Source organism: Nocardia sp. NPDC003693 (genome assembly GCF_053981095.1).
On the sequence record NZ_JBSFNO010000003.1, the window covers coordinates 213,310 to 237,874 of the forward strand.

25 protein-coding genes are annotated in these 24,565 nt (G+C 68.9%); 15 read left to right on the top strand and 10 right to left on the bottom strand.

What is annotated here, in order from left to right; genetic code table 11:
- The first annotated feature begins 6 nt into the window (after positions 1-6).
- Positions 7-411 (top strand): DUF3224 domain-containing protein, encoded by a 405-nt coding sequence (locus ACWDOP_RS06465; protein ID WP_456344227.1) that lies wholly within the window; start codon positions 7-9, stop codon positions 409-411.
- 126 nt (positions 412-537) lie between these two features.
- On the opposite strand, the gene ACWDOP_RS06470 is transcribed toward ACWDOP_RS06465, so the two are convergent.
- On the bottom strand, positions 538-2,031 hold the full coding sequence (locus tag ACWDOP_RS06470) for an MFS transporter (protein WP_456344228.1): 1,494 nt from the start codon (positions 2,029-2,031) through the stop codon (positions 538-540).
- Positions 2,032-2,106: 75 nt separating this feature from the next.
- Between ACWDOP_RS06470 and ACWDOP_RS06475 the strand changes: the two genes are divergently transcribed.
- Positions 2,107-3,012: a LysR family transcriptional regulator gene (locus tag ACWDOP_RS06475; RefSeq protein WP_456344229.1), complete on the top strand. Its 906-nt coding sequence runs from the start codon at positions 2,107-2,109 to the stop codon at positions 3,010-3,012.
- 169 nt (positions 3,013-3,181) lie between these two features.
- Positions 3,182-3,373 (top strand): DUF1059 domain-containing protein, encoded by a 192-nt coding sequence (locus ACWDOP_RS06480; RefSeq protein ID WP_454208233.1) that lies wholly within the window; start codon positions 3,182-3,184, stop codon positions 3,371-3,373.
- Between the two features lie 234 nt (positions 3,374-3,607).
- Here ACWDOP_RS06480 and ACWDOP_RS06485 read toward each other — a convergent pair whose 3' ends face one another.
- Entirely contained in the window at positions 3,608-4,198 is a 591-nt protein-coding gene (locus ACWDOP_RS06485; protein WP_456344289.1) for an NUDIX hydrolase, read from the bottom strand.
- A gap of 543 nt (positions 4,199-4,741) precedes the next feature.
- Here ACWDOP_RS06485 and ACWDOP_RS06490 point away from each other — a divergent pair.
- Positions 4,742-6,115: a dihydrolipoyl dehydrogenase family protein gene (locus ACWDOP_RS06490; protein ID WP_456344230.1), complete on the top strand. Its 1,374-nt coding sequence runs from the start codon at positions 4,742-4,744 to the stop codon at positions 6,113-6,115.
- A gap of 91 nt (positions 6,116-6,206) precedes the next feature.
- Entirely contained in the window at positions 6,207-6,635 is a 429-nt protein-coding gene (locus ACWDOP_RS06495; RefSeq protein WP_456344290.1) for a CBS domain-containing protein, read from the top strand.
- Between the two features lies 1 nt (position 6,636).
- Here the strand turns inward: ACWDOP_RS06495 and ACWDOP_RS06500 are convergent, their stop codons facing one another.
- A complete protein-coding gene (locus tag ACWDOP_RS06500) occupies positions 6,637-7,215 on the bottom strand; it encodes a winged helix-turn-helix transcriptional regulator (RefSeq protein WP_454208229.1) in 579 nt (192 codons plus the stop codon).
- Positions 7,216-7,307: 92 nt separating this feature from the next.
- Between ACWDOP_RS06500 and ACWDOP_RS06505 the strand changes: the two genes are divergently transcribed.
- Complete coding sequence (locus tag ACWDOP_RS06505; RefSeq protein ID WP_456344231.1) at positions 7,308-8,519, top strand: pyridoxal phosphate-dependent aminotransferase; 1,212 nt, start codon at positions 7,308-7,310, stop codon at positions 8,517-8,519.
- A gap of 22 nt (positions 8,520-8,541) precedes the next feature.
- Here ACWDOP_RS06505 and ACWDOP_RS06510 read toward each other — a convergent pair whose 3' ends face one another.
- Positions 8,542-8,931: a hypothetical protein gene (locus tag ACWDOP_RS06510; RefSeq protein WP_456344232.1), complete on the bottom strand. Its 390-nt coding sequence runs from the start codon at positions 8,929-8,931 to the stop codon at positions 8,542-8,544.
- Positions 8,932-9,115: 184 nt separating this feature from the next.
- Between ACWDOP_RS06510 and ACWDOP_RS06515 the strand changes: the two genes are divergently transcribed.
- Both ACWDOP_RS06515 and ACWDOP_RS06520 read left to right on the top strand, forming a co-directional pair.
- On the top strand, positions 9,116-9,574 hold the full coding sequence (locus tag ACWDOP_RS06515; RefSeq protein ID WP_456344233.1) for a VOC family protein: 459 nt from the start codon (positions 9,116-9,118) through the stop codon (positions 9,572-9,574).
- 99 nt (positions 9,575-9,673) lie between these two features.
- Positions 9,674-9,892 carry a hypothetical protein gene (locus ACWDOP_RS06520; protein ID WP_456344234.1) on the top strand — a complete coding sequence of 73 codons (219 nt, stop codon included), beginning with the start codon at positions 9,674-9,676 and terminating at the stop codon, positions 9,890-9,892.
- A gap of 108 nt (positions 9,893-10,000) precedes the next feature.
- Here the strand turns inward: ACWDOP_RS06520 and ACWDOP_RS06525 are convergent, their stop codons facing one another.
- Together ACWDOP_RS06525 and ACWDOP_RS06530 are read right to left on the bottom strand one after the other, a co-directional pair.
- The gene (locus tag ACWDOP_RS06525) at positions 10,001-10,537 is read right to left on the bottom strand and encodes a MarR family winged helix-turn-helix transcriptional regulator (RefSeq protein ID WP_456344235.1); all 537 of its coding nucleotides are present in this window, start codon (positions 10,535-10,537) and stop codon (positions 10,001-10,003) included.
- The gene (locus ACWDOP_RS06530; RefSeq protein WP_456344291.1) at positions 10,503-12,203 is read right to left on the bottom strand and encodes an MFS transporter; all 1,701 of its coding nucleotides are present in this window, start codon (positions 12,201-12,203) and stop codon (positions 10,503-10,505) included. Before ACWDOP_RS06530 ends, ACWDOP_RS06525 begins: the two co-directional genes overlap by 35 nt.
- Before the next feature lie 410 nt (positions 12,204-12,613).
- Here ACWDOP_RS06530 and ACWDOP_RS06535 point away from each other — a divergent pair, with 410 nt between their 5' ends.
- The 4 genes from ACWDOP_RS06535 to ACWDOP_RS06550 all read left to right on the top strand — a co-directional run bounded on the left by ACWDOP_RS06535 (position 12,614) and on the right by ACWDOP_RS06550 (position 17,725).
- Entirely contained in the window at positions 12,614-13,786 is a 1,173-nt protein-coding gene (locus ACWDOP_RS06535) for a Cmx/CmrA family chloramphenicol efflux MFS transporter (protein WP_456344236.1), read from the top strand.
- 195 nt (positions 13,787-13,981) lie between these two features.
- On the top strand, positions 13,982-15,253 hold the full coding sequence (locus ACWDOP_RS06540) for a serine hydrolase domain-containing protein (protein ID WP_456344237.1): 1,272 nt from the start codon (positions 13,982-13,984) through the stop codon (positions 15,251-15,253).
- 209 nt (positions 15,254-15,462) lie between these two features.
- On the top strand, positions 15,463-16,977 hold the full coding sequence (locus ACWDOP_RS06545; RefSeq protein ID WP_456344238.1) for an alpha/beta hydrolase: 1,515 nt from the start codon (positions 15,463-15,465) through the stop codon (positions 16,975-16,977).
- Positions 16,978-17,122: 145 nt separating this feature from the next.
- Entirely contained in the window at positions 17,123-17,725 is a 603-nt protein-coding gene (locus ACWDOP_RS06550; protein WP_456344239.1) for a hypothetical protein, read from the top strand.
- Between the two features lie 68 nt (positions 17,726-17,793).
- On the opposite strand, the gene thrS is transcribed toward ACWDOP_RS06550, so the two are convergent.
- The gene (gene thrS / locus ACWDOP_RS06555; RefSeq protein WP_456344240.1) at positions 17,794-19,005 is read right to left on the bottom strand and encodes a threonine--tRNA ligase; all 1,212 of its coding nucleotides are present in this window, start codon (positions 19,003-19,005) and stop codon (positions 17,794-17,796) included.
- A gap of 217 nt (positions 19,006-19,222) precedes the next feature.
- Here thrS and ACWDOP_RS06560 point away from each other — a divergent pair, with 217 nt between their 5' ends.
- A complete protein-coding gene (locus ACWDOP_RS06560) occupies positions 19,223-19,519 on the top strand; it encodes a hypothetical protein (protein WP_456344241.1) in 297 nt (98 codons plus the stop codon).
- A gap of 142 nt (positions 19,520-19,661) precedes the next feature.
- Here the strand turns inward: ACWDOP_RS06560 and ACWDOP_RS06565 are convergent, their stop codons facing one another.
- The gene (locus tag ACWDOP_RS06565; RefSeq protein ID WP_456344242.1) at positions 19,662-20,660 is read right to left on the bottom strand and encodes a helix-turn-helix transcriptional regulator; all 999 of its coding nucleotides are present in this window, start codon (positions 20,658-20,660) and stop codon (positions 19,662-19,664) included.
- A gap of 94 nt (positions 20,661-20,754) precedes the next feature.
- Between ACWDOP_RS06565 and ACWDOP_RS06570 the strand changes: the two genes are divergently transcribed.
- Positions 20,755-21,177, top strand: coding sequence for a VOC family protein (locus ACWDOP_RS06570; protein ID WP_456344243.1), 423 nt, complete (start codon positions 20,755-20,757; stop codon positions 21,175-21,177).
- Between the two features lie 4 nt (positions 21,178-21,181).
- Here the strand turns inward: ACWDOP_RS06570 and ACWDOP_RS06575 are convergent, their stop codons facing one another.
- Entirely contained in the window at positions 21,182-22,045 is an 864-nt protein-coding gene (locus tag ACWDOP_RS06575) for an acyl-CoA thioesterase domain-containing protein (protein WP_456344244.1), read from the bottom strand.
- A 62-nt stretch (positions 22,046-22,107) separates the two neighbouring features.
- Positions 22,108-22,983 (bottom strand): LysR family transcriptional regulator, encoded by an 876-nt coding sequence (locus tag ACWDOP_RS06580; protein ID WP_456344245.1) that lies wholly within the window; start codon positions 22,981-22,983, stop codon positions 22,108-22,110.
- 125 nt (positions 22,984-23,108) lie between these two features.
- Here ACWDOP_RS06580 and ACWDOP_RS06585 point away from each other — a divergent pair, with 125 nt between their 5' ends.
- Complete coding sequence (locus ACWDOP_RS06585) at positions 23,109-24,563, top strand: form I ribulose bisphosphate carboxylase large subunit (protein WP_456344246.1); 1,455 nt, start codon at positions 23,109-23,111, stop codon at positions 24,561-24,563.
- The last annotated feature ends 2 nt before the right edge of the window (positions 24,564-24,565 follow it).

The following is a 24,565-nucleotide window of genomic DNA, read 5'->3' on the forward strand; positions in this document are numbered from 1 at the left end:
GAACACATGAGTGAAACGACCATCGCCACCGGCACCATCGAATCCAAGTCCTGGGAACAGACCGAGTACGCGCCCGTTCCCGGGGCTCCCGCCCTGGCCACCGCGAAGGGCTACGACCTCTATCGCGGCGACATCGACGGCGACGCCGACTGGCAGGGCCTGATGTTCGCCGCCCCCGACGGCTCGGGCACCTTCCACAGTTTGCAACGGACCCGAGGGACCCTGGCCGGCCGCACCGGCAGTTTCGTCCTGGAGCTGACGGGCACGTTCGCCGCGACCGGCGAGTCCCGCGCCGAGTGGCGGGTTCTCCCCGGGTCGGGCACCGAAGGGCTGGCCGGGATCACCGGCAACGGCGGCTACGAGTCCGGCGGTTCGTCCGCGACCTACACCCTGGAATACCGCCTGCCCTGAGTGGCGTCGATGGTCCTCGGACGGGCGCTGAGACTCGCGGAGTTCGTTAGCCGAATACGAGCGACGAGCCCGTGCAGCGCATTCGAGGACCGGCGGCCGCGAGCAGAGCACGATCCTGTGCGCCGATCATCCGCGCGACGTGCGACGGGAGATCAGGGACTGCGCCACGACGAGGACGCCGAGCAGCAGGACGGCGACACCGATCACCCGCAGGCCGGCATCGGCGCCCGAAACGAACGCCGCGACAACCTCATCGGTGCGGTCCGGCGCGGCGGCCAGGGCCTGGGCGACGGTGTGCGGATCGCCGGGGACGTCGGCGGGCAGCGCGCTCACGAAGCGGGCGGTCAGCACGGTGCCGATCACCGCGACGCCGAGGGCGCTGCCGAACTCGCGGGTGGTGGCCTGCAAGCCCGCACCGACCCCGGCCAGGGCCTGCGGCAGCGCGCCGGAGATCGCGGCGGACAGGGTCGGAAGTGCCAGTGTCACACCGACTCCGGTGACCAGCAGCCACGCGGCGTAGGCGGGATAGGGTGTCGTGGCGCCGGCGGTCGAGAGTCCGAGCAGGCCGCCGCCCACGAATACGAAGGCCAGGGCGACGGTCGCGTCGACCCCGATGCGGGCGGTGAGCTTGCCGACGTGCCGGGAACCGAGAATGACCGGGACGGTCAGCGGAATGATGCCGAGACCGGTGCGCAGCACCCCGAAACCCTTGGCGTACTGCAGAAATGACGCGTTCACATAGAACAGGGCGAACATGCCGAAGAAGACGGCGGTCATACCCAGGCAGGCGCTGCGCAGCGCGGGCACGCGGAACAGCCGGGGATCCAGGAGCGGATGCTCGACTTTCAGCTCGACGATCGTCCACAGCGCGAAAAGCAAGGCGGAGCAGGAGAATCCGGCGATGACCAGTGGGCTGGCCCAGCCTTCGACGGGGCCCTCGACGATCCCCACCAGCAGCGCCACCGACGCCGCGACCAGCAGCACCGTGCCGATCGGGTCGAGGCGGCGATCGTGCCGGGCCGACACCGGCGCGATCGAGCCGACCAGTGCGGCCAGCAGCAGCGCGATCGGGACGACGGCGACGAAGAGCCAGCGCCACGAACCGCCGGTGAGCACCGCGCCGCCGCCGACATTGCCGAGCACCCCGCCGATTCCGGTCATGGATGCCCAGGTCGCGATGGTCACGTTCTTGCGCTCGGCGGGCACCGCGTGCAGCAGCACCGCCAGGGTGTTGGGCAGCACCACGGCGGCGCCCGCGCCCGTGACGGCCCGGCCCGCCAGCAGGACGGCGACGTTCGGCGCGGCCGCCGACAGCAGCGCGCCGGCCGCGAACAACCCCAGTCCGGCGAGCAGTACGCCCTTGCGGCCGAATCGATCGCCTGCGGCCCCGCCCGGAATTACCAGGCAGGCGAAGACGATCACGTAGGTGTCCACGATCCACACCAGTGCCGAGGCCGACGGGCGCAGCGCGCTCGCGGCCAGCATCGGCACGGCCAGGTTGATAGCGGCGACCATCCCGACGACGAGCACCACGCAGGCGCACATCACCATGAGCAGGCCGTGTCGCCCGACCGGCCGCTGGGCGGTTGCGGATTCGCGGTGCAGGAGATTCATGTGCATGGTGGTCACGCTATTGACGTGGGTGATGTCCGCGCGACGCAACTTTGGTAATCATGAGTTGCGTACGATGCAACTATGCCGCAGCAGCTGGACCTGAACCTTCTACGCGTGTTCGACGCCCTGCTGCAGGCGGGCAGTGTCACCGGCGCGGCCGAACAGCTGAACCTGTCGATCCCGGCGACCAGCCGCGCCCTCGGGCGCCTCCGGCGGGCCATGGGCGACCCGATTCTGGTGCGCGCCGGTCGTGCCATGGCACCGACACCGTTCGCGCTGCGCACCGCGCCCCGCGTGCGCTCGCTGCTCGAACAAGCCTCTGCCCTGATCAGTGCCGATCACGAGATCGACTTCTCGACGCTGCAGCGCACCTTCGCCATTCGCATCAACGACGGTGTAGCCGCGACACTGGCGACCGCGGCCGTGGCGGCGATCGCCGAGGTCGCGCCCGGCGTCGTCCTGCGCTTCCTGCCCGAAGGCGACGAGAGCATGGAGGCCCTGCGCGACGGCTCGGTGGACCTCGATATCGGCGCGGGCGCTCCCGCCGCCCCCGACATCCACACCGCCGTGCTGTACCGGGAGCACCTCGTCGGCATAGTCCGCGCCGACCACGCCCTCGGCCGCCACCGCCGCCCCACCCTCACCCAGATCTGCGCGCATCCGCACGTCTCGGCCTCGCGCCGCGGCCGCGCCCACGGCCCCCTCGACACCGCCCTCGCCGCGGCCGGCCTGCAACGCCGCGTAGCGGCGGTGGTACCCACCTCGGCCCTTGCGGCTCTGCTGGTTTCGTCGACCCCCTACGTCGGGATGGTGCCACGCCGCCTGGCCGAACAGTACGAGCAGCCCCTGTCCCTGCGCTGGTTCCCGATCCCCACCCCGCTCCCCGACATAGACATCCGCCTCGCCTGGCACGCCCGCCTCGATGCCGATCCGGCGCAACGCTGGCTCCGCGACACCCTGCGCGCGGCCGTTGACGGGAAGTCCTGAATTCGACTGCGCCGGCCGAGTATCGATCCGTCTCATGGTCACGCAGCCGAAGGCGGGGCCCACTCGCCCTCTCCGTCGGTAAGCCCCGTTACCTGCGAACTTCTTCCCGCGAAGCGCCAACAGGTCTACCGTGAAATCAGCAGTTGATCTCTCTCAGGAGGTGGGTCCCATGCCCAGAAAAGTAGCCGACTGCCGCCGCTTCCCCAGCGATTCGAATTGCACCCTCACCATCTCCGGCGAGGAGGAAGAGGTCCTGACCGCCGCGACCGCCCACGCGGTGTCGGTACACCAACACGAGGACACCCCCGAGCTCCGCGAACAGGTCCGCGGGATGCTCGAGGACGAAAAGGCGACGGTCTGAACGAAAGCGTCCGTCGCTGAGCAGGATTCGGTCCACACGGTGGATCGCGGGTCGAACTCGGCCATTACCCGACTATCCGTATCCGATCATCGCTGGCGAGTGCCCGGCATACAACGACGCCTCTTGAGGTCCGTGGACACCCAACGGCGGTGCACCGGGCTGGGCAACTCCGCCGATCCCTGCCGAAGGTTGTTTCGATCCGCCGACGCGGCGATACGCGCGTGGACATCGCGGTCATTCCCAGGCGAAGCGGGGCTGGTCGAAGTGGGCCACGCGGGTGGGGCGGTGGCGTAGGACGACCTCGCGGAACTGGTAGAGGATCGCGGCGGTGGGGGAATGCAGGTGACCGCCGAGGAGGGGGAGTTTCAGGGCGGGGTGGTCGGAGCCGGGGACCGGGGTCAGGACCGGGTCCACGTCGAGGGCGGACATCGGAATCCAGTGCAGGACAGCCACTTCGGACGGGTTGGGGACCGGGGCGGGAGAGTTCTCGGCCCAGGCCACGACGGGGGTCATGATGTAGCCGGAGCGGGTCGGGTAGTCGTCGAGGAGGCCCAGGACCGCCGTGCGGGGGAGGTCGACGCCGAGCTCCTCGTGGAGTTCGCGCAGGGCCGCAGCCACCGCGTCTTCGCCGGGATCCAGCTTGCCGCCGGGCAGGGCGAACTGCCCGGCGTGGGCGCGCAGCCCGGGCGACCGCTCGGTCAGCCAAATGCCCTGTTCCCCATCGTTCTCCACGATCGCGATCAGTACCGCCGCGGGCCGCCGCCCGTCCGCCTCGATCGCCCGTCGCGGAAACGCCCCCAGCACCGCGCCCACCTCGGACCGCAACTTCTCGGCGGGCGCATCACTCCAGCGGAATCCGCATCTGTCCTCGTCGACCGGCACCAGCCGAACCTAATTCCCGCCGCCACCCACCGTCAACGCGGCCCGCGCGGATGCCACAGTTCGTCCGGTAGCGTCCCGCGCATGGCGGGGACGACAGACACGAAGGCGCGCTCTGGGAACGTTTGGCAGCGCTGCTGCCCTCGCCCGGCGACGCTAAGGACTTCCTCGAGTGTCGTGTGATCGGGGAGCAGGAGGCCGGGCTGTGGATGCTCACGCGGCGGCTGCCGGCGCGACGACGTCTCCTCCGGTGGCCTTCGGATCTTCGGCCCATCGGAACTGCTGCGTGCCATGGAAACACTGCTTACCTGTGGTTGAGCTGCTGAGGCCGAGGGTCGAGGGGACCGGCCTCAGGCACAGGTTGCGACGTGGCGGGGCGTGCGGAGCGAGATCGGTGGGGCGGCGTGCCGGGGGCGATCGGTGCGTGGGGAGGGCGAGGGGGTGATCCTGGTGGGGGACCGAAACGGATTGTGGAGAGGGAGTGGCGGGATGGCGGCGGAGCTGGTGGACGCGGTGGTCGTGGGGATGGGGCCGGGTGGGGAGGACGTCGCCGCGCGGCTGGCCCGGAGTGGGTTGAACGTCGTGGGGGTCGAGGGGCGGCTCGTGGGTGGGGAGTGTCCGTATTTCGCCTGTGTGCCGACGAAGATCATGGTGCGGGCAGCGGACGCGCTCGCCGAGGCCGAGCGGGTCAACCGGCTGGCGGGGCGAGCCGTGGTCACGGCGGACTGGGGGCCGGTGGCGGCACGGATCCGGGACGAGGCTACCGACGACTGGGACGACTCGGCGGCGGTGGAGCGGTTCGAGAAGGCGGGTGGGACATTCGTGCGGGGGTGGGGGCGTATCTCCGCGCCGGGTGAGGTGACCGTCGATACCGAGCAAGGGGACAGGGTGTTCCGGGCCCGCGCGATCGTGTTGAACCCGGGTACCGCGCCCGCGGTGCCGCCACTGCCGGGTCTGGCCGAGACCCCGTACTGGACCAATCGTGAGGCGGTGCGGGTCACCGAACTTCCGGCATCGCTGATCGTGCTGGGTGGCGGTCCGGTCGGCGCCGAGTTCGCGCAGCTGTTCGCGCGGTTCGGAGTCCGGGTGACCATTGTCGTGCCCAAACGACTTGTGCCGCAGGACGAACCGGAAGCCGGCGACCTGCTGGCCGAGGTCTTCGCGGCCGAGGGCATCACCGTGCGCAGCGGTGCACGCGCCGCGGCCGTCGCGTACGACGGGCGCGAGTTCACCGTCGAGATGAGCGAGGGCGAGCCGGTGCGGGGCGAACGGCTCCTGGTCGCGACCGGCCGGCGTAGCGACTTCGCGGCGCTGGGGATCGGGGTGCTCGGGCTGGACGAGCACGCCAAGTCGATCGAGGTCGACGAGCGGATGCGGGCGGCCGACGGACTCTGGGTGATCGGCGACGTCGCCGGACACGGGGCCTTTACACATATGTCGATGTATCAGGCGCGGATCGCGGCGGCCGACATCCTGGGCGAATCCGGCGAGACCGCGCAGTATCGAGCCGTGCCCCGGGTGACGTTCACCGACCCGGAGGTGGGATCGGTCGGCATGACCGAAGAACAGGCGCGAGCGGCGGGGTTGACCGTCCGGGTCGGGAAGTACGACATACCCGCGAGCACCCGCGGCTGGATTCACAAGGTGGGCAACGAGGGTTTCATCAAACTCGTGGAGGACGCCGATCGCGGCGTCCTCGTCGGCGCCACCTCCATGGGCCCCACCGGCGGCGAAGTGCTCGCGGCCCTCACCCTCGCCGTGCACGCCGAGGTACCGACCGCCACCCTGCGCTCCATGATTTACGCATATCCGACATTCCACCGCGCCATCGAAGCCGCACTCGATGCACTCCCGACGAGTTAGGCATCGATTCGTAATCGTTGATGTTCAAGCGCTGGTAAAACCGGGATCCTGAGAAGGCATCGATGGTCCGAGGAAACTGGCGGTGGACATAATGCGAATCTCGGAGATACTGCGTCGAAAAGGCCCCGGCGTCATCACGATCGCACCCGATGCGACCGTGCGCGAACTGCTCCGGGTCCTGGCGACACACAACGTCGGCGCGGTGGTGGTCTCCGCGGACGGCGTGGCACTGTCCGGCATCGCGTCCGAACGCGATGTCGTGCGGCGACTACACAGCGACGGCGCGGAGTTGCTCGACCGGCCGGTGTCGGCGATCATGACCGCGGTCGTGCGCACCTGTTCCCCCGATGATCGGGTGGAGACCCTCAACGCGATCATGACCGAACACCGGATCCGGCACCTGCCGGTCGTGGCCGACGACCGGATGGTCGGGGTCGTCAGCATCGGCGACGTGGTCAAGAACCAGATATCGGAGCTGGAGAACGAGCGCGAACACCTGGTGCGCTACCTGCACGGGTGAATCAGGGCAGCCCGTGCGCCGCCTCGGCGAGCGTGCGGGCCCCGGTCGCGACATCGGCCGCGGCCGCGAAATCCAGCCGCAGTTCCAGATCGGCCGATTCGGCCGGTCCGTCGTAATGCGTGATGCCCGTGCCGGTGATGACGTAGTGCAGCGTCGTCTCCCCGATGTGCACCGTGACGCTGCCGCGCGGAACCTGTTCGGCCACGGCCCGTCCCAGCGGCAGCGCGAACCAGTGCGCCCGCACGGCATCGGTCGATCGGCGCTCACCCAGTAGCGGCGCACCCCACTGCGACAGCGCGTCGAGCGCCGGCCGCAACGCCGCCCCGGATTCGGTCAACTCGTACAGCGCGGTCCCCGCGCGGGGACCGACGCGCCGGCGCACCAGGATCTCGTCCCGCTCCAATTCCTTGAGCCGGGCCGCGAGCATATCGGTGCTGATACCCGGCAGATCCGCGAACAGATCGCTGTATCTGCGCGGGCCCGAACACAGTTCGCGAACCACCAGCAGACTCCAGCGGTCGCCCACGAGTTCGAGGGCACGGCTGACCGCGCAGTAGTGGTCGTAGCTTCGACGTGGCACGCTTCCACTGTAACCACTCGCTTGGAAATTCCAAGTGCAAACTTGGAAAATCCAAGTAAGGTGTGTGGCAAGCGCATCGAGAAGGGACGTCCATGCAGGTCAAGCAGTCGAGCAAGCTCGCGGGTGTGTCATACGAGATCCGTGGACCGGTCGCGGAGCACGCCGCACGGCTCGAGGCCGAGGGCCATCACGTGGTGAAGCTCAACACCGGCAACCCGCTGCCCTTCGGCTTCGAAGCGCCCGCGGACCTGCTGCAGGACATGGTCCGCAACCTGCCGGTGTCCAGCGGCTACTCCACCTCCAAGGGGCTGCTGTCCGCGCGCCGCGCGGTGGTGCAGTACTACCAGACCCTCGGGCTGGAGGGGGTGGACGTCGAGGACGTGTACCTGGGCAACGGCGTCTCCGAACTGATCATGATGGCCATGACCGCGCTGCTGGAGAACGGCGACGAAGTCCTCGTTCCCGCACCGGATTTCCCGCTCTGGACCGCGGCCACCGCGCTCAACGGCGGCCGTGCCGTGCACTACATCTGCGACGAGTCCTCGGACTGGTACCCGGACGTGGCCGACATCGAATCCAAGATCACCGACCGCACCCGCGCCCTGGTCCTGATCAACCCGAACAACCCGACCGGCGCGGTGTACTCGCCCGAGGTCGTGCGCGAGATCCTCGAGGTGGCCCGCCGCCACAACCTCGTGGTGTTCTCCGACGAGATCTACGACAAGATCCTGTACGACGGCCTGCGGCACACCTGCACCGCGACCCTGGCCCCCGACCTGCTGGTGCTCACCTTCTCGGGCCTGTCCAAGTCCTATCGCGCCGCCGGGTTCCGCTCGGGCTGGCTGGTGGTTTCCGGACCGACCGAGCACGCCCAGAACTACCTCGAGGGCCTGACCATGCTCGCGGGCCTGCGCCTGTGCGCGAATGTCCCTGCCCAGCAAGCGATTCAGGCCGCGCTCGGCGGGCATCAGAGCATCTACGATCTCACCCTGCCCGGCGGCCGGCTGCACGAGCAGCGCGACCGCGCGTGGGAGGCGCTCAACGCGATTCCCGGCGTCTCGTGCGTCAAGCCCAAGGGCGCGCTGTACGCGTTCCCGCGCATCGACCGCTCGATGTATCCCATTCACGACGACGAGCGGTTCGTCCTGGACCTGCTGCTGCAGGAGAAGATCCACATCGTGCAGGGCACCGGCTTCAACTGGCCCGAGCCCGACCACTTCCGGATCGTCACCCTGCCGCACGCGGACGACCTCGAGGCGTTCATCGAACGCATCGGACGGTTCCTGGCGACCTACCGGCAGTGAACCGGGTGGAACCTGCGCGCCCTCACCGCTCGCGGCCCAGCCCGCGTTCGCGGACCCGTTCCCGGCGGCGCAGCCGCCAGGCGCCGTAGACGCGTTCGGGCTCCACGGCCCGGCCCGGCGCCGAGTTCAACTGCAGCACACGCAGTCCCGGGTCGGCAGTGGGATCGTCCGCCGCCGGCTCGACGCGGCGATCCGGCGGCGGCCCGGTGCGGTGACTGGCCGCGTTCACCGCGCGCAGCGCCTGTTCCAGCACGTCCATCAGTTCGCGGCCCGCACTGCCGGAAAAATCGTTGGCCCACAATTTGCGCAGCTCGTCGGCGAATCGCAGGCGTAGTCGATACGCCTCGTGCGAATCCCGGACCAGCTCCGCCTCGCGAATGATCGCCCACAGATCCCCGGCGTCATAAGACATTTCAGTACCCACCTTCGCCGGCCGCTCCCTGCACGGCCGACTCCCACCCTATGGGGTCCCGGTGACGGTGCCGGAAAAAGATTTCGAGAAAAGTTTCCGAGATGGGTCGAAAGCGTGAATCCGGCTCCGACCGATAGGTGACAGCGGCCCCACCCCGGGCCGCACCCACCGTTAGGAGCCCATCATGAGCACCACCGTCAACACCTTCTTCTGGTTCGACGCCAACGTCGGCGAGGCCGCGGACTTCTACGTCTCGGCCATCCCGGAGTCGGAGATCACCTCGTCCACCCCCGGCCCGGACGGGACCCCGTTCGTGGTGACCCTGGAACTGGCCGGGCATTCGATCACGCTGCTCAACGGCGGACCCGGTCACCCGCTGAACGATTCGGCGTCCGTCCAGGTCATCGTGGAGACCCAGGAGGAGGTCGATCGGCTGTGGGACGTGCTGACCTCCGGCGGCGGCGAGCCCGGGCCCTGCGGCTGGCTCACCGACAAGTACGGCCTGAGCTGGCAGGTGGTTCCGACCGCCCTGTTCACCCTGATGTCGGGTGAACCGGCCCGTGCCATGGCGGTCAACACGACGATGCGAACCATGTCGAAGCTCGATATCAAAACGCTGCAGGACGCGTACGACAACGCCTGACGGGACCGGACGTGATCGGTGCGGGCTCATGGCCCGCACCGGACCGCCGGAGCCGGTGTCGCCGGCCAATGTCGCGGGCGGGCGCTCTAGAGTGAACGCGTGGGCCCCGGCGAACTCGAAGATCTGCGATCCGCGCTCTCGTGCGTGTACGTGAAACTCGAGGCCGAGACCATTACCCAGCCCGATGTCATCGAATTGCAGGCGCGCGCCGAGATTTTGGAGGGGGAGATCGGCGCGATTCTGGACGCGGATGTTCTGGAGCACATGGCGGAGCAGCCGCCCACGTTGCCTGCGGATTCAGGCGAAACACTGTTCTGAATCGGCAGCGCCGTGGTTTTCCCGCGAGATTTTCGCAGTCCGTGAGGCGCTTTCCGCCGTCCGTGAACGGAATTCGAGGCCGGATCCGTCCGCGACCCGGCATCGCGATCAGGCGGGGGAGTCCTCGTCCAAAGCCTCGATGAGCGTGCCCAGCGACGACAGCAACGTCCGCCGCTGCTCGGGCGCGAGGCGATCCATCGCCGCCGCGAAGCGCTGAATGCGCGCCGAGGTCAGCCCCGTCACCAGGTCGTGGGCCGCCGGGGTCGCCGAGAGCAGTTGCGCGCGACCGTCTTCCGGGTCGGCGTCGCGGGTGAGGTAGCCGGACTTCTCCAGGCTGGTCACCACCCGCGACATGGTCGGCGCGCTGACGCGTTCGATCGAGGCCAGATCGCTCAGCCGCATGGGCCCGGACCGGGCGAGGGAGGCCAGCGCCGACGCCGCGCCGGGACTCAGCGCACCCAGGTCCCCCGAATGCCGCAGCAGCCGCAGCAGGCGTCCGATCGTGTGATACAGATCGGCGGCCTCGGAGAGTTGTTCGGTGTCGGCGGCACTGAGTTCGGTGTCGGCGATACCGGGATGCGCGGGCAGCGTGGCCTCCTCGATCGTGTGGTCAGATTCCCGCGCGGTCGGCCGCGCGGAGTTCATCGGCTTCCGCGGGGGTGTTCCCGTTGCCGGCGAACCACGATGCCACCGCGCCGATCAGCATCATAAGTGCCGCGCCGAGGAACACGACCACCAGTCCGGAGTGGAACGGGCCGGAGATCAGGTTGGGGAAGAACTCCTGGCCCGTCAGGACTTCGGTCTGCACGCCGGGATGCTCGAGGGTGCCGCTCGGGCCGAGCAGTTCCTCGATCGGGTTGTACCCGAGGAACGCCGCGAACAGGCTGCCGACCGGGGGCAGCCCAGCCGCTTCCGCGGCGACCTCCGGCGAGACGCCCTGGGCCTGCAGACCCGAATCGAGCGCGCCGGGCAGCGGCGAGGACAGGCCGACGACCATGAGGGAGAAGAAGATTCCCATCGACAGCGCCATACCGCCGTTGAGCAGGGTCGCGCGGATACCCGAGGCCACACCGCGCTGGGCGGCGGGAACCGAGTTCATGACCGCCGCGGTGTTCGGCGAGGTGAACAGGCCCGAACCCAGGCCGTTGAGCAGGATGATGCCCGCGAAGACCCAGTAGTTGAAGTCGACCGGGATCACCACCAGCAGCACGAAGGTCAGCGCCATCACCGACATGCCCAGCGTGGCGAACGAGCGCGCGCCGTACCGGTCCGACAGCCAGCCCGAAACCGGGCCCGCGGCAAGGAATCCCAGGGTCAGCGGGAGCATATAGATGCCCGCCCACAGCGGGGTGACCTCGTAGTCGAATCCGTGCAGCGGCAGCCAGATGCCCTGCAGCCACATGATGAGCATGAACTGCAGGCCGCCGCGGCCGATGGAGGCCATCAGACCGGCCACGTTGCCCAATCCGAAAGCGCGCGAACGGAACAGCGAGAGCTGGAACATGGGCGCGGCGACGCGGCTCTCGATCACGCAGAACAGCGCGAGCAGCGCGAAGCCGCCGAGCACCGAGCCGATCACCCACGGGTTGCCCCAGCCGGTGTTCGAATCCCCGTACGGCTGAATGCCGTAGGTGATGCCGGTCAGCAGCGCGGTCAGGCCGAGCGCGAAGGTGAGGGTGCCGGGCAGATCCAGTTTTCCGGGCGTGCGCTGACCCACGTCGTGCAGCGCGCGGTACGACCACACCGCGCCGACGATGGCGAACGGCACACTGACCCAGAACACGGCCTTCCAGTGCCATTCCGACAGCAGGCCGCCGATCACCAGCCCGAGGAACGAACCGGCCACCGCCGCAACCTGATTGATGCCGAGCGCGAATCCCCGGCGCTCCACCGGGAACGCGTCGGTGAGGATCGCCGCGGAGTTGGCCATCAGCATAGCCCCGCCGACGCCCTGCACCACACGCCAGCCGATCAGCCACAGCGCGCCGGCGTCGTGGGTGAACGGCACCAGCGAGAGCGCCACCGCCGACACCGCGAAGACGACGAACCCGAGGTTGTAGATCCGCACCCGCCCGTAAATGTCCCCGAGCCGCCCGAACAGCACCACGAGCACCGCCGACACGAGCAGGAATCCCATGAGCAGCCAGAGCAGGTAGCCCACGTTCCCCGGCGAGAGCGGGTTCAGGTCCACCCCGCGGAAGATCGCGGGCAGCGAGATGATGACGATCGAGGAGTTGATGGTGACCATCAACATGCCCAGCGTGGTGTTGGCCAGCGCCACCCACTTGTATCGCGGATGGTCATGGTCCATCCGCCGCCGGCGGCGGATCGTCCGAACGTCACCGGTGTCGAGCTCGGTGGTGGTGGCGGCCACAACGCCTCCCGAAGAGATAGCAGAACAAACAACTCGTCCAATATAGTTGTTAGTTGCTAACTAACCAATTCGCGGTCGGGAAACACGCGTCACCCGCCGGTGGCCCCGCCGATTACGGTCGAGCACGACCGGTACGCCCGACGCCGCGTCGGCGAGTTAGGGTGGGGGCCATGGTGACACCCGAGGCGAATGAGATGGGGGCTCGCGGTCACGCCGTCAGCCCCCTCCGCGACTGAGCATCCGACGCGCACCCAGGTACCCCTGCCACGAGCGCGATCGTTCGCATTCCCGGGCGCTGACCGCTGTGACGAGACGTCTTTCTGTCGTTCTCTCACTTCGGAGTCCTCATGCCCCTGTCCCTCTACACCCTTGCCGTGGCGGTATTCGCCATGGGCACTTCCGAATTCATGCTCGCGGGCCTGGTGCCCGATATCGCGGCGACCCTCGGCGTATCGATCGGTTCGGCCGGCCTGCTCACCTCGGCCTTCGCGATCGGCATGGTTGTCGGCGCACCGCTCACCGCGGCCCTGGCACGCCGGTACGACCCGCGCACGGCCCTGTTGTCCTTCGTGTCGTTGTTCGCGGCCGCACACGTGATCGGTGCGCTCACCGCGAGTTTCCCGGTGCTGCTGGCGACCCGCGTGATCGCCGCGCTGGCCAATGCCGGGTTCCTCGCCGTCGCGCTGAGTACCGCGGCGGCACTCGTGGCAGCCGATCGCAAGGGGCGCGCGCTGGCGGTCCTGCTCTCCGGCACCACGATCGCCACCGTCGCGGGTGCGCCGGGCGGCGCGCTGCTCGGCACCGTACTCGGTTATCGGGCGACCTTCTGGGCGATCGCACTGCTCTGCCTGCCCGCGGCCGCCGGGATCGCCCGGGGTATCCCGGCCCGCGTCGGAACCGGGGTTCGGCGTGCCACACCGGCCCCTTCACTTCGGGAAGAGATCGGTGAGCTGAAGCGACCCGGTCTGCTGCCTGTCATGCTGCTGGGCGCACTGATCAACGCCGCGACCTTCGCCACGTTCACCTTCCTCGCGCCGATCGTGACGGACCGGGCCGGATTGCCGGAGTTCTGGATTCCCGTGGCGCTCACGCTGTTCGGTCTCGGCTCCTTCGCCGGCGTCGTCGGCGCGGGACGGATCTCGGACCGGCGGCCCGGTCTCGCCATCGTGGTCGGCGGGCCGCTGCTGCTGCTCGGCTGGATCGCGCTGGGGGCCCTGGCCGCGCACCCGGCGGCCCTGCTGACCCTGGTGTTCACGCAGGGCGCGCTGTCCTTCGCGGTGGGCAGCACCCTGATCGCCCGGGTGCTCTACGCGGCGGAGGGCGCGCCCACGATGGGCGGGTCGTACGCGACGGCCGCGCTCAACATCGGCGCCGCGGCCGGGCCCGCCGTCGCGGCGGCGACCCTCGGCACCGGGGCAGGAGTCCTCGGGCCCGTGTGGGCGAGCGGCGTGATGGTCGCCGTCGCTCTCGTCATCGCGGTGCCGTTCCTCCGGGTCGTGACAGCCCGGGCGATCCGCTGATCCGTCGAACCCGCGACACTCAGGACGCGGGCGCCTGTTCGTCGGCCTCCCGCCGGCGAACAGGCTGGACAGTGGCGGCGGGCTGGGCCGCCGCCCTGATTCGAAGTCCTGTCAAACACAGTCAGACCGGTCGGTTCGGAGTTAGGCTGAGCGGACGCTACGCAACACGTACCCAGCGGACCCGGACGGAGCGTTATGGGATACCGGCGGAGTTTCGAGGCATTGCTGCTGGCCGCGGGGCTGGTGCTCGCGGCGGGGTGCGGGACGGGGGACGACTCGGGCGGGGAACCCGCCTACGCGGACACCCTGCGGCCGATCATCGAGAAACTGATGCGGGACAACGCGATTCCCGGAGCGTCGGTGCTGATCAGATCGGCGTCGGACGGGGACTGGGCGGCCACCTTCGGCACGGGAACCATCGGCGAGGACGACCCGATCACCGCCGACGACTACTTCCGGATCGGCAGCAACACCAAGACCATGACCGTCACCGTCCTGCTGCAACTCGCGCAGGAGGGCAAGCTCGCACTCACCGATCCCATCGCGAAGTACCGGCCCGACGTGCCCGGCGGCGACCGGATCACCCTCGCACAGCTGGCCGACATGCGCAGCGGCCTCTACAGCTACACCTTCGACCCCGCGTTCAACGCCGCGCTGGACAACGATCCGCGCCGGGTCTGGACACCGCAGGAACTCCTCGACATCGCCTTCTCGCACCCGGTGAACTTCGAACCGGGCGAGCGCTTCGAATACTCGAACACCAACACCATCCTGCTCGGGCTGGTCATCGAACAGGTGACGAAGCAGCCCGTCGCGGAATCCTTCCGCACCCGCATCTACGAACCACTCGATCTGCGGCACACCAGTTTTCCCGCCGCGGACGACGTCACTATCCCGGATCCGCATCCCCAGGGGTACGCCTTCGGCACCAATGTCTCCACCATCGACACCTACGCGCTGCCGCCGGACCAGCAGGCCGCCGCCGTCGCGGGCACGCTGCTGCCGTCGAACCAAACCGTCGCGAGCCCGTCGTGGGCGTGGACCGCGGGCGCGGCCATCGCCACCGTGGGCGACATGGCCACGTACGTGAAAGCGCTCGCCGACGGCGATCTGCTCGACGCGCGCATGCAGCAGACCCGGATCGACAGCATCGAACCGCTGGATCCCGCCAACCCGGCCGTCGCGGGCTACGGCCTCGGCATCGTGCGCTTCGGCGAACATCTCCTCGGCCACGACGGGCAGATTCCGGGATACATGACATTCATGGGCCATGACCCGAAAGCCGATCGCACCATCGTCGTCGCCACGAATCTGGCCGCGGTCCCCGCCGGGGAAGGGGCGGCGCTGGTTCTGGTCAAGGGCATGCTGCCGACGTTCTACGGCGCGGACGCGGTCGGCGGTCACGATCCGGCGCGTCCCACGTCGGATCCGAGCGCCCCGCCGACGACCGCGCCGACCACTCGCTAGAGCCCACTCGCGCACAGGGCTTCGACCTCGGGAACGCTGCTCGCGATCCTCATCCGCGCGGGCTCTCGCTGCCCCGACTTATCGGGGCAGTCGTGTACGAATCCGCAGCCGGGACGGGTGTCGCCCGGCGCTTCGTGGCAGATCAGGGCGTCCGGCGGGCTCGGTCACAGTAGGGTTCGCACTCGGAACAGGACTGTGAGGAGAAACAGATGCCCGCCGGGTGGATTCGAGTCGTGCTGAGTGTGTCGCTGATGGCCGCGGGAGCGGTCGTGGCGGCGCCGGCCGCGGGGGCGACGGGGCCCGAGGATGCACCGGGGCTGGAACGGTACTACGGCCAGGAACTGCGCTGGCGGGGGTGCGAGGACGCGCAACTCGACGCGGCCGGGGCGCAGTGCGCGAATGTGGTTGTGCCGCTGGACTACACCGACCCGGACGGGCGCACGCTGACGCTGGCCGTCTCGCGGATCGCCGCGACCGATCCCGCGCAGCGGCGCGGGATCCTGATGTCCAATCCGGGTGGCCCGGGCGGGGCGGGCCTGCGGTACATGGTGAGCACCCAGCAGAACTTCTCGGAGCAGGTGCGGGCGCGGTACGACCTGATCGGGATGGATCCGCGCGGGATCGGGCGCTCGGACAAGGTCTCCTGTGCGCTGCCGGTGCCGAGCATCCTGTTCTCCGCGGGCTACGACCTGTTCGGGTACGCGCGTGACACCGCGCTGGCCGGCGCCCTGGCCACTGCGTGCGTCACCCCGGATCCGGACAAGATCCGGAACATCACCACCCGCAACACCGCTCGCGACATGGACATCGTGCGCAGCGCGTTGGGCGAGCAGAAGTTCAGCTACTTCGGCGCGTCCTACGGCACCTACCTCGGATCGGTGTTCACGCAGATGTTCCCGGACCGGGTGGACCGGGTCGTCCTGGACAGCGCCGTCGACCCGGACATGATCTGGACCGGGCACTACCAGCACATGGGGCCGGCCAACGAGTACGCGCTCGACGACTGGGCAGCGTGGGCCGCAAAGCACAACGACGAATACCGTTTCGGCGCGACCGCCCCCGAGGTGCGGGCCTTCGTCGCGGACACGATTCGCCGCGCCGGGGCGCATCCGGTGTTCAACACCAGCTTCCTGGTGGACGAGCACACGGTTCCGCTCATGGTGTTCGCGCTGCTGGCCAACCCGCAGTGGAACGCGCGGCTGGCCACGGTGGTTCGCATGATCTCCGACGGCGCGAACGGGCTGCCCATCGATCTCGACGACCTCAAGGCGAAGGTCACCGCCGCCGTGCCGCTCGAGGCCGCAAGCCTGGCCGCGGTGCTGTGCGGCGACCGCGCCGCGCCGCGCGACCCCGCCTGGTACCTGGCCAACATCGAGCGCACCCGCGCCACGCAGCCGATCTTCGGGGCGTTCGCGAACAACATCACCGCGTGCGCGTACTGGCCGGATCCGGTCGAGCCGCCCACCGAGATCGGCAACGCGCACCCCGCGCTGATCCTGGCCTCGACGCATGACACCCGCACCGTGTACGAGGAAGGCGTTGCGCTGCACCGTCGTTTGACCGGATCGCGGCTGGTGACGCTGGCGGACACCAGGATTCACGGCGCGTTCCGAGCGGGCTTGAGCCCGTGCGTCACCGACGCGGTCAATACCTATTTGGCCGAGGGGACCCTGCCCGCCGAGGACATCTCCTGCGCGGCGGATCCGAGCTATTTCCCGAATTAGTGGCGGGCCACCCGCGACGGTGACGGCGAGTTCCGCCGGCGTCCGGCGCGGGGTGGGCGAACGTCATGGGTGCGACTGTCACCGGGCCGCCGTACGCTCTCGCCCCATGGGCCTAGCTATCTCAGTTCATTCCTACGCATACACGTTGACGTCGGATCCCGAGTACGCCGACGACCTGCGCGAGGATCTCGTCGCGATCAACCGGGTGCTGGCCGAGAACGGCCTGCCCCCGCACGAGGAGCCCGGCACCGAAGGCCCGGCGGTCCGGCGTTCGCACATGAACAGCTTCCCGTACAGCTTCCTGCACTACCTGCGCCGCGCCTACGCGCACGCGCACAGCAATCCCGGCGAGCCGCTCACCCCCGTCGCGGACGGTGACGATCCCGCCCGGGACGAGCTCGTCGAAGATCTGCTGTACATGTTCGACTGCCATCTGATCTGCCATTCCGATGCCGAGGGCTGCTACGTGCCCATCGATTTCGACCATGTGCTGGCCCCGGACGCCGCCGACATCAAGCTGCCCGGCGGCATCCTCGGCTCGTCGGTGGCGCTGCTGCGCGAGCTGACCTTCCTCGCGCCGTATCTCGGCATCGAGCTCCGGGACGGCGAGCTCACCGACGACGTGGCCGATCGCGTGGCTCGGACCGGGGAGGACGATCCCTTCGCGCGCGAGCGCGAGGTGTGGCTGACGCTCTTCGAGAGCGCGCGGGTCTCGGTCGCGAACAACACCCTCATCACCTTCGGCTGAGACGCCGGGCCCGAAGATCAAGTGCCGGTTGCCCGGAGGGGGACGACGTACCTTTCGCTGACGGGCTGTCAGTCGGACCACAGGCGAGTGTCGCGTGCCCGGACCTGCGCGGCGACACGGGCGATAGCGTCATCGGCGCTCAGTGCGCGCAGGCGCCGACCGTCCCGCAGCCGGATCGACACCTCGCCGGCGGCGGCCTCCTGCGCGCCGAGGATGAATTGATAGGGCGCGAGCCGGGTTTCGCGCACCCGGGCCGCTAAGCTGCCGTCGCTCACCACCCGCACCCGCAGGTCGGCGTGCAGGCAGTCGTCGCGGAGCGCCGCGGCGGCGGATTCCTGGGCCGCGGACACCGGCAGCACCGCGACCTGAACCGGGGCGAGCCACGCGGGGAACGCGCCGCCGTGCTGTTCGATCAGGTGCGCCACCGCGCGTTCCACACTGCCGATGATGCTGCGGTGCACCATGACCGGCCGGTGGCGGTCGCCGTCCGCACCGATGTAGTGCAGGTCGAATTGCTCGGGCTGATGGAAGTCGACCTGCACGGTGGACAGGGTCGACTCCCGCCCGGCGTGATCGGAGACCTGGATGTCGATCTTCGGGCCGTAGAACGCGGCCTCGCCCTCGACCGCGTCGTAGGGCACCCCGGCACGGTCGAGCACCTGTCGCAGGATCTCGCTCGCACGCCGCCACATCTGCGGCGCCGCAACGTATTTGCCGCCCGGACCCGGCAGGGAGAGGCGGTAGCGCGCGTCGACGATATCCATGTCGCGGTAGGCGGCGGCAATCAACTCCAGCGCGGCGGTCGCCTCGTCGGCGACCTGGTCGAGGGTGCAGAAGATGTGCGCGTCATTGAGATGGATGCAGCGCACCCGGGTCAGCCCGCCGAGCACCCCCGACAGCTCCGAGCGGTACATCGCGCCGAGTTCGGCCATCCGCAAAGGCAATTCGCGATAGCTGTGCGACCGGGAGCGGTACATCAGCGCGTGATGCGGGCACAGGCTGGGGCGCAGCACCACCTGCTCGCCGCCGACCGCCATCGGCGGGTACATGTCGTCGGCGTAGTGCTCGAGGTGCCCGGATATCTCGTACAGTTCACGTTTGCCCAGCACGGGTGAGTACACGTGCTGGTATCCGGCTCGCCGTTCGGCGATCCGGATGTAGTCCTCGAGGCTCTGCCGCACGATCGCGCCGTCCGGCAGCCAGTACGGCAGTCCCGCCCCGATGAGCGGGTCGGTGTCGAACAGCCCGAGCTCCCGGCCCAGCTTCCGATGGTCGTGCACGAAGGTCGTCCTTCCGTTGGCGGGCGGACGACCACATGAGAAAAGCCCCGGGCATCCGCCCGGGGCTCGATCAGAGATGCATCAGCGCGCCGGGAAGTTCTCCGGCGTCGTGGTGACGAGTACGCGCTGCATGCGAGGGACCGTACCTCGCCGTCGCCCGCCCTACAACCGGTTTTCCCGCGTGTGGAACCGAGCGCCCGTCAGTAGCATTCGGGGAATGGACAGCGTCGTGGCGTTCGGGCTGGCGATATCGCCGATCGTGGTCGTCGCCGGAACGTTCGCGCTGCTGGTGACCCGGGCGCGCCGACGCGGCCTCGGGGGCGGGATGGTCGGGCCATGGCAGGAGATGTGGGATCCGGGGGCGTTGCGGGCTCAGGTGCGGACCGAAGTACAGGCGGAACAGGCAGCGCCCGATCCCTCGCCCGACGATCCAGAACACCTCGAGGCACGGGGACACGGCCCGATGCGGTTCGTCACGACCGATCCGCCGCCAGCGCACCCGACCGTGCGGTAGCCGAGCCGCCGAGGTAGCCGAAGTCGGCCAACTGATTCCGGGTCGCGGTTGCCGGGTCATGAACACCTTCACAGATCGCCGGAGTAGAACTCGAAGTTCATACGCGGACCGGCCAGCTCCCTGGTGGGAGGATCGCGGATTGTCAGTGGGTGCGCGAATCCTTCTGTGCTGCTTCGGCATAGCGATGGGCGAGGGTAGCGAAGGCGGCGCGTAGGGGCGGTGGGCCGACGACCTCGATGGCTGTGTCGAACCTGCCGAGGGACGCGGCCAGGGCGGGCCAGGACCAGGAGCCCAGGGTCACGCGGGTACGGGTGGGGGTCACGGGCTCGGCGGTGCCGTCGTGGAGGAACGGGGTGATGGCGGACAGGGGGAGGTCGAGGATCGCCTCGCCGGTGCAGGGCCAGGCGGGGGTCGGGTCGGGGGAGCCGCGGAACCTCGCGTTCACGAAGGCGGCCGGGTCGGCGGTGCCGGGGAGATCGCGTGGGGTGAAGCGGGGGCCGGTGGGGATGCGCGGGGTTATGCGGTCGGCTCGGAAGGTGCGCCAGTCGGCGCGGTCCAGGTCCCAGGCCAGCAGGTACCAGCGGCCGTCGCGGACCAGAAGGTGGTGGGGTTCCACGCGGCGGGGCGGGGTATCCGGTTGTGCCGCAGCCGATTCGGATGCGTAGTCGAAACGCAACACCTCGGTGGCGCGCACGGCCGCGCTGAGGGCGAGCAGGACGTCGGCGCCGACCTGGGCGGCCGGGTCGGCGCCCGGGCGTTCGACGGTCGCGAAGCGCAGGGCGTCCATGCGGGCGCGCAGGCGGGCGGGCATCACCTGCCGGACGGTCTGGAGCGCGCGCAGAGCCGCTTCGGAGATGTCCGCGCCGCCCAGGGTCGCCGTCCGCAGCGCCACGGCCACCGCGACCGCCTGCTCGTCGTCGAACAGCAGCGGCGGCAGCTCCGCACCCGCTTCCAGGCGATAACCGCCGTCCGGGCCCTTCACCGTCGCGATGGGGTAGCCGAGTTCGCGCAGCCGGTCGATGTCGCGACGCACGGTGCGCGGACTGATCTCGAGCCGCTCGGCCAGCAGCGCGCCCGGCCAGTCGCGCCGGGCCTGCAACAGCGACAGCAGGGCCAGCAGGCGTCCGGAAGTCTTCGGCATGTTTTTCATACTGCCTCGAGTAGCGGACACACCCTGGCCTCTACTCCCGCGAGAGTGGTGGAGAACCAACCGCTACGAGACCGAGGAGTCGATCATGACCATCCAGACCACCACGCACCTGAACTTCCGCGGCGACGCCCGGGCAGCCCTCGAGTTCTACCGCTCGGTGTTCGGCGGCGACCTCACCGCCGTCACCTACCGGGACGCCGGCGCGGTGACGGCCGAAGCCGAGGCCGACCAGATCATGTGGGGACAGGTGCTCTCCGGCAACGGTTTCCACGTCATGGCCTACGACGTCCCCGCGACTACCCCGTACGACGCGGGCGTGAACCCGGTGTTCGTCTCGGTCCGAGGCGAGACCGCCGAGGAGATCACCAAATACTGGAAGGGCCTGTCCGAGCGCGCCACCGTCCTCGCCCCGCTGGCCCCCTCGGGCTGGGCCCCCGCCTACGGGATGCTGCGCGACCGCTTCGGCGTCACCTGGGTGCTGGACGTTGCGGTCGAGTACAACCGATAGCCGGTCAGGGGAAGCTGGGGCTCGGGAAATCCTGGGCCTCGGCGAAAGCGGCCAGGTCCACCTGACGGCGGGCATTGGAGATGCCGGTCACCACGCAGGTGCCCAGGGGGCCGGTGCGGTCGTAGATGGTGGCGGTCGCGATCGCGATGCCGTCCGCCGCCACCTGATCCTGGGCAAGGATGCCGAGTTCGGGGCCCTCGGGCAGGCGGGCGAGGGTGACGGTCAGATCGCTGTTGATGTAGCCGACGCCCTCGGTGCCCCAGTTGCACACCAGATTGGTCGCATCGCCTACGAACGCGGCGCGCTGGAACGGGGAGATGGGCTCGCCCTCGACGAGGGCGGGCAGGTTGTGCCAGGCCGACTTCCGCTCGCTGTTCTGACCGGAGGCGAAGTCGCCGGTCCAGGCCAGATCGCCGGACTTGAACAGCGGCGGGGAGCCTTCGGGGGCGGTCAGCGGCTCGTCCGGCTGTGGCAGGTGACGCGTCGCCTGCCACACCTGTCCGGGCGGCTGATCGCCCGCCGCCACGTACATGACCGTGGCGCGGGCCCGGACCTGATCCTGCTGGATGATCGCGGCGTCGATGACCCGGACCCGGCGGCCGTCGCGCACCACCTCGCTGTACAGGCGGATGGGTTCGTTCAGAACCGGGCGGAACAGATCGACGGTGAAGCGGGCGGGAATGAAATCATCGCCCGGACAATGCCATTCGAGTTCACGAGCGAGCAGTCCGCACACCGCGGTACCGCCTAGCTGGTTCGGCGACCACGGACTGACGGACATCTCGGTCGCCACGTAGTGATCATCGACCAGAGTGAAAAATGCGACCACCGCGTCCCGAACCCTTCTCGCCATCAAGATCTCTTGCATTAGAGCATGTTTCACAATTCACCGAACATCGGGCTCGCCGATACCGGAGGTGCGGGCTCCGTTCACGCACCACGGAAAGCCTTGTCCCCGACCCGATCGGGATCGGTGATGTGCGCCAGGAAAAGGCGCGCGGCCGGGGTCGGGGTCCGGGTGGTCACCGCGTGCCAGGGCCGGGTCAGCGGCGTGCCCTCGATGTCGAGCACTTCCAGACGGCCCTCACTCAGGTCCGATTCGATGGCGTCGGTGTGAATCAGCGTGATACCCAAGCCCTCCCGCGCCGCCGCGAGGGCGGCGCCGTGCGTGCCCAGGGTGAGGGTGGGCGGGCGGATCTGCAGCCGGTCGAACAGCGCGAGGGTGGTGTCGCGGGTGCCGGAACCGGCGCCGCGCAGTAGCCAGGTCGCCTCGGTGACATCGGGCCAGCGGCCGGGCGCGCCCACCACCACCAGCTGACACGGGCGGCGGGCACGGGTGACGAGGGTGCCGTCGCGCGGCGGGCGCCCGGCGACCACGAGATCGGTTTCGTGGTGGTTCAATTCGAGAAACAATACATCGCGCGGCTGGATCGAGAGGCCGAGTTCGATATCGGGATACCGATTCCGGAACGAGGCCAGCAGGCGCAGCAGCACGTACTCGCCCGCGGTCGCGACGACCCCTATTCGGAGCCGGCCGGTCTCGGCCTCGCGCACCGCGGCGTGCGCCTCCTTCATCAAACCCAGAATGCTGCGGCAATAATCCGCGTACACCCGCCCGGCCTCGGTCAACGCGATACCGCGACCCGATTTCGCGATCAGTTTCGCGTCCAGCTGTTTCTCGATGTGCGCCACCGCCGCCGAGGCGGCCGCCTCGGTGATGTGCAGCTGCGCGGCGGCCCGCCGGATGCTGCTGTGCCGGGCGACGGCGAGAAAGGTTTCCATGCGGACCGCACTCACCGTACCCATCGTCAGACGGTAGCAAACTTCACCAAATGGTTGAGCGAGACGAGGAACAATCGCATTGTCCGTCCGGAAATCGGCCGTCATCCTTGGAAACGGAAGCGTCCCAGCACCGTTCGCAGGAGGAAACGATGGCCGGAACTGACGATCAGAACGGTGAGCGCGGCCGCTGGGATCCGGGTGTGAACACCTATGCGTCCATGGGTTATTACGCACCGGATTATCAGCCCAAGGATACCGACATCCTCGCGGTCTTCCGGGTCACCCCGCAGCCCGGGGTCGATCCGATCGAGGCGTGCGCGGCCGTCGCGGGCGAATCCTCCACGGCCACATGGACCGTGGTGTGGACCGACCGGCTCACCGCGCACGACCGCTACCAGGCCAAGTGCTACCGGGTGGAGGACGTACCGGGCCGGCCGGGGGAGTACTTCGGCTACGTCGCCTACGATCTGGATCTCTTCGAAGAGGGGTCGATCACCAATCTCACCTCGTCGGTTATCGGCAATGTCTTCGGATTCAAACCGCTGCAGGCCCTGCGGCTCGAAGATATGCGCATTCCGGTGGCGTATGTCAAGACCTTTCAGGGCGCTCCGCACGGAATCGTTATGGAGCGCGAGTATCTGAACAAATACGGCCGGCCGCTGCTCGGCGCGACGGTGAAACCGAAATTGGGTCTTTCCGCGCGCAACTACGGCCGCGTGGTATACGAAGCCTGTAAGGGCGGGCTCGATTTCACCAAGGACGACGAGAACATCAACTCGCAGCCGTTCATGCGCTGGCGTGATCGCTTCCTGTTCGCCATGGAGGGCGTCAATCGCGCGACCGCCGAAACGGGCGAGCTCAAAGGCCATTACATGAATGTCACCGCCGCCGACATGGAAGACATGTACGAACGCGCGGAGTTTGCCAAGTCCATCGGCAGCATGATCATCATGATGGATCTGACGGTCGGCTACACCGCCATGCAGTCCATGTCCAAGTGGGCGCGGCGCAACGGGATGCTGCTGCATCTGCATCGCGCCGGGCACTCCACCTTCACCCGGCAGAAGACGCACGGGGTGAGCTTCCGGGTGCTGGCCAAGTGGTGCCGGCTGATCGGGGTCGATCACGTGCACGCGGGCACCGTCATCGGCAAGCTCGAGGGCGACCCGTACACGGTCAAGGGCTTCTACGACACGTTGCGCGACAACCACGTTCCCGCCAATCCGCGCAACGGCATCTTCTTCGACCAGGACTGGGCGAGCCTGCCGGGCGTCATGCCGGTGGCCTCGGGCGGCATCCACGCCGGGCAGATGCACCAGCTGCTGGACCTGTTCGGCGACGACGTCGTGCTGCAGTTCGGCGGCGGCACCATCGGGCACCCGATGGGCATCGCCGCGGGCGCCGAAGCCAATCGCGTTGCGCTGGAAGCGGTCGTGAAGCTCCGCAACGAAGGGCGCGACCTGCTGAAGGAGGGTCCCGACGCGCTGCGGCGGGCCGCCGAGACCTGCAAGCCGCTCGAGGCCGCCCTGCAGGTCTGGGGTGACGTCACCTTCGAGTACACCTCCACCGACGCGCCCGACGCCGTCCCCACCAGCTCACGCTGACG

Excerpts from the sequence above, each read along its gene's own strand:
- ACWDOP_RS06575 (WP_456344244.1), bottom strand. The coding sequence starts at position 22,045 with ATGCAAGAGATCTTGATGGCGAGAAGGGTTCGGGACGCGGTGGTCGCA.
- ACWDOP_RS06490 (WP_456344230.1), top strand. The coding sequence starts at position 4,742 with ATGGCGGCGGAGCTGGTGGACGCGGTGGTCGTGGGGATGGGGCCGGGT.
- ACWDOP_RS06565 (WP_456344242.1), bottom strand. The coding sequence starts at position 20,660 with ATGCCGAAGACTTCCGGACGCCTGCTGGCCCTGCTGTCGCTGTTGCAG.
- ACWDOP_RS06480 (WP_454208233.1), top strand. The coding sequence starts at position 3,182 with ATGCCCAGAAAAGTAGCCGACTGCCGCCGCTTCCCCAGCGATTCGAAT.
- ACWDOP_RS06560 (WP_456344241.1), top strand. The coding sequence starts at position 19,223 with ATGGACAGCGTCGTGGCGTTCGGGCTGGCGATATCGCCGATCGTGGTC.
- ACWDOP_RS06510 (WP_456344232.1), bottom strand. The coding sequence starts at position 8,931 with ATGTCTTATGACGCCGGGGATCTGTGGGCGATCATTCGCGAGGCGGAG.
- ACWDOP_RS06515 (WP_456344233.1), top strand. The coding sequence starts at position 9,116 with ATGAGCACCACCGTCAACACCTTCTTCTGGTTCGACGCCAACGTCGGC.
- ACWDOP_RS06525 (WP_456344235.1), bottom strand. The coding sequence starts at position 10,537 with ATGAACTCCGCGCGGCCGACCGCGCGGGAATCTGACCACACGATCGAG.
- ACWDOP_RS06505 (WP_456344231.1), top strand. The coding sequence starts at position 7,308 with ATGCAGGTCAAGCAGTCGAGCAAGCTCGCGGGTGTGTCATACGAGATC.
- ACWDOP_RS06535 (WP_456344236.1), top strand. The coding sequence starts at position 12,614 with ATGCCCCTGTCCCTCTACACCCTTGCCGTGGCGGTATTCGCCATGGGC.
- ACWDOP_RS06465 (WP_456344227.1), top strand. The coding sequence starts at position 7 with ATGAGTGAAACGACCATCGCCACCGGCACCATCGAATCCAAGTCCTGG.
- ACWDOP_RS06580 (WP_456344245.1), bottom strand. The coding sequence starts at position 22,983 with ATGGGTACGGTGAGTGCGGTCCGCATGGAAACCTTTCTCGCCGTCGCC.
- ACWDOP_RS06540 (WP_456344237.1), top strand. The coding sequence starts at position 13,982 with ATGGGATACCGGCGGAGTTTCGAGGCATTGCTGCTGGCCGCGGGGCTG.
- ACWDOP_RS06475 (WP_456344229.1), top strand. The coding sequence starts at position 2,107 with ATGCCGCAGCAGCTGGACCTGAACCTTCTACGCGTGTTCGACGCCCTG.
- ACWDOP_RS06545 (WP_456344238.1), top strand. The coding sequence starts at position 15,463 with ATGCCCGCCGGGTGGATTCGAGTCGTGCTGAGTGTGTCGCTGATGGCC.
- ACWDOP_RS06570 (WP_456344243.1), top strand. The coding sequence starts at position 20,755 with ATGACCATCCAGACCACCACGCACCTGAACTTCCGCGGCGACGCCCGG.
- ACWDOP_RS06495 (WP_456344290.1), top strand. The coding sequence starts at position 6,207 with ATGCGAATCTCGGAGATACTGCGTCGAAAAGGCCCCGGCGTCATCACG.
- ACWDOP_RS06585 (WP_456344246.1), top strand. The coding sequence starts at position 23,109 with ATGGCCGGAACTGACGATCAGAACGGTGAGCGCGGCCGCTGGGATCCG.
- ACWDOP_RS06470 (WP_456344228.1), bottom strand. The coding sequence starts at position 2,031 with ATGCACATGAATCTCCTGCACCGCGAATCCGCAACCGCCCAGCGGCCG.
- ACWDOP_RS06530 (WP_456344291.1), bottom strand. The coding sequence starts at position 12,203 with ATGGACCATGACCATCCGCGATACAAGTGGGTGGCGCTGGCCAACACC.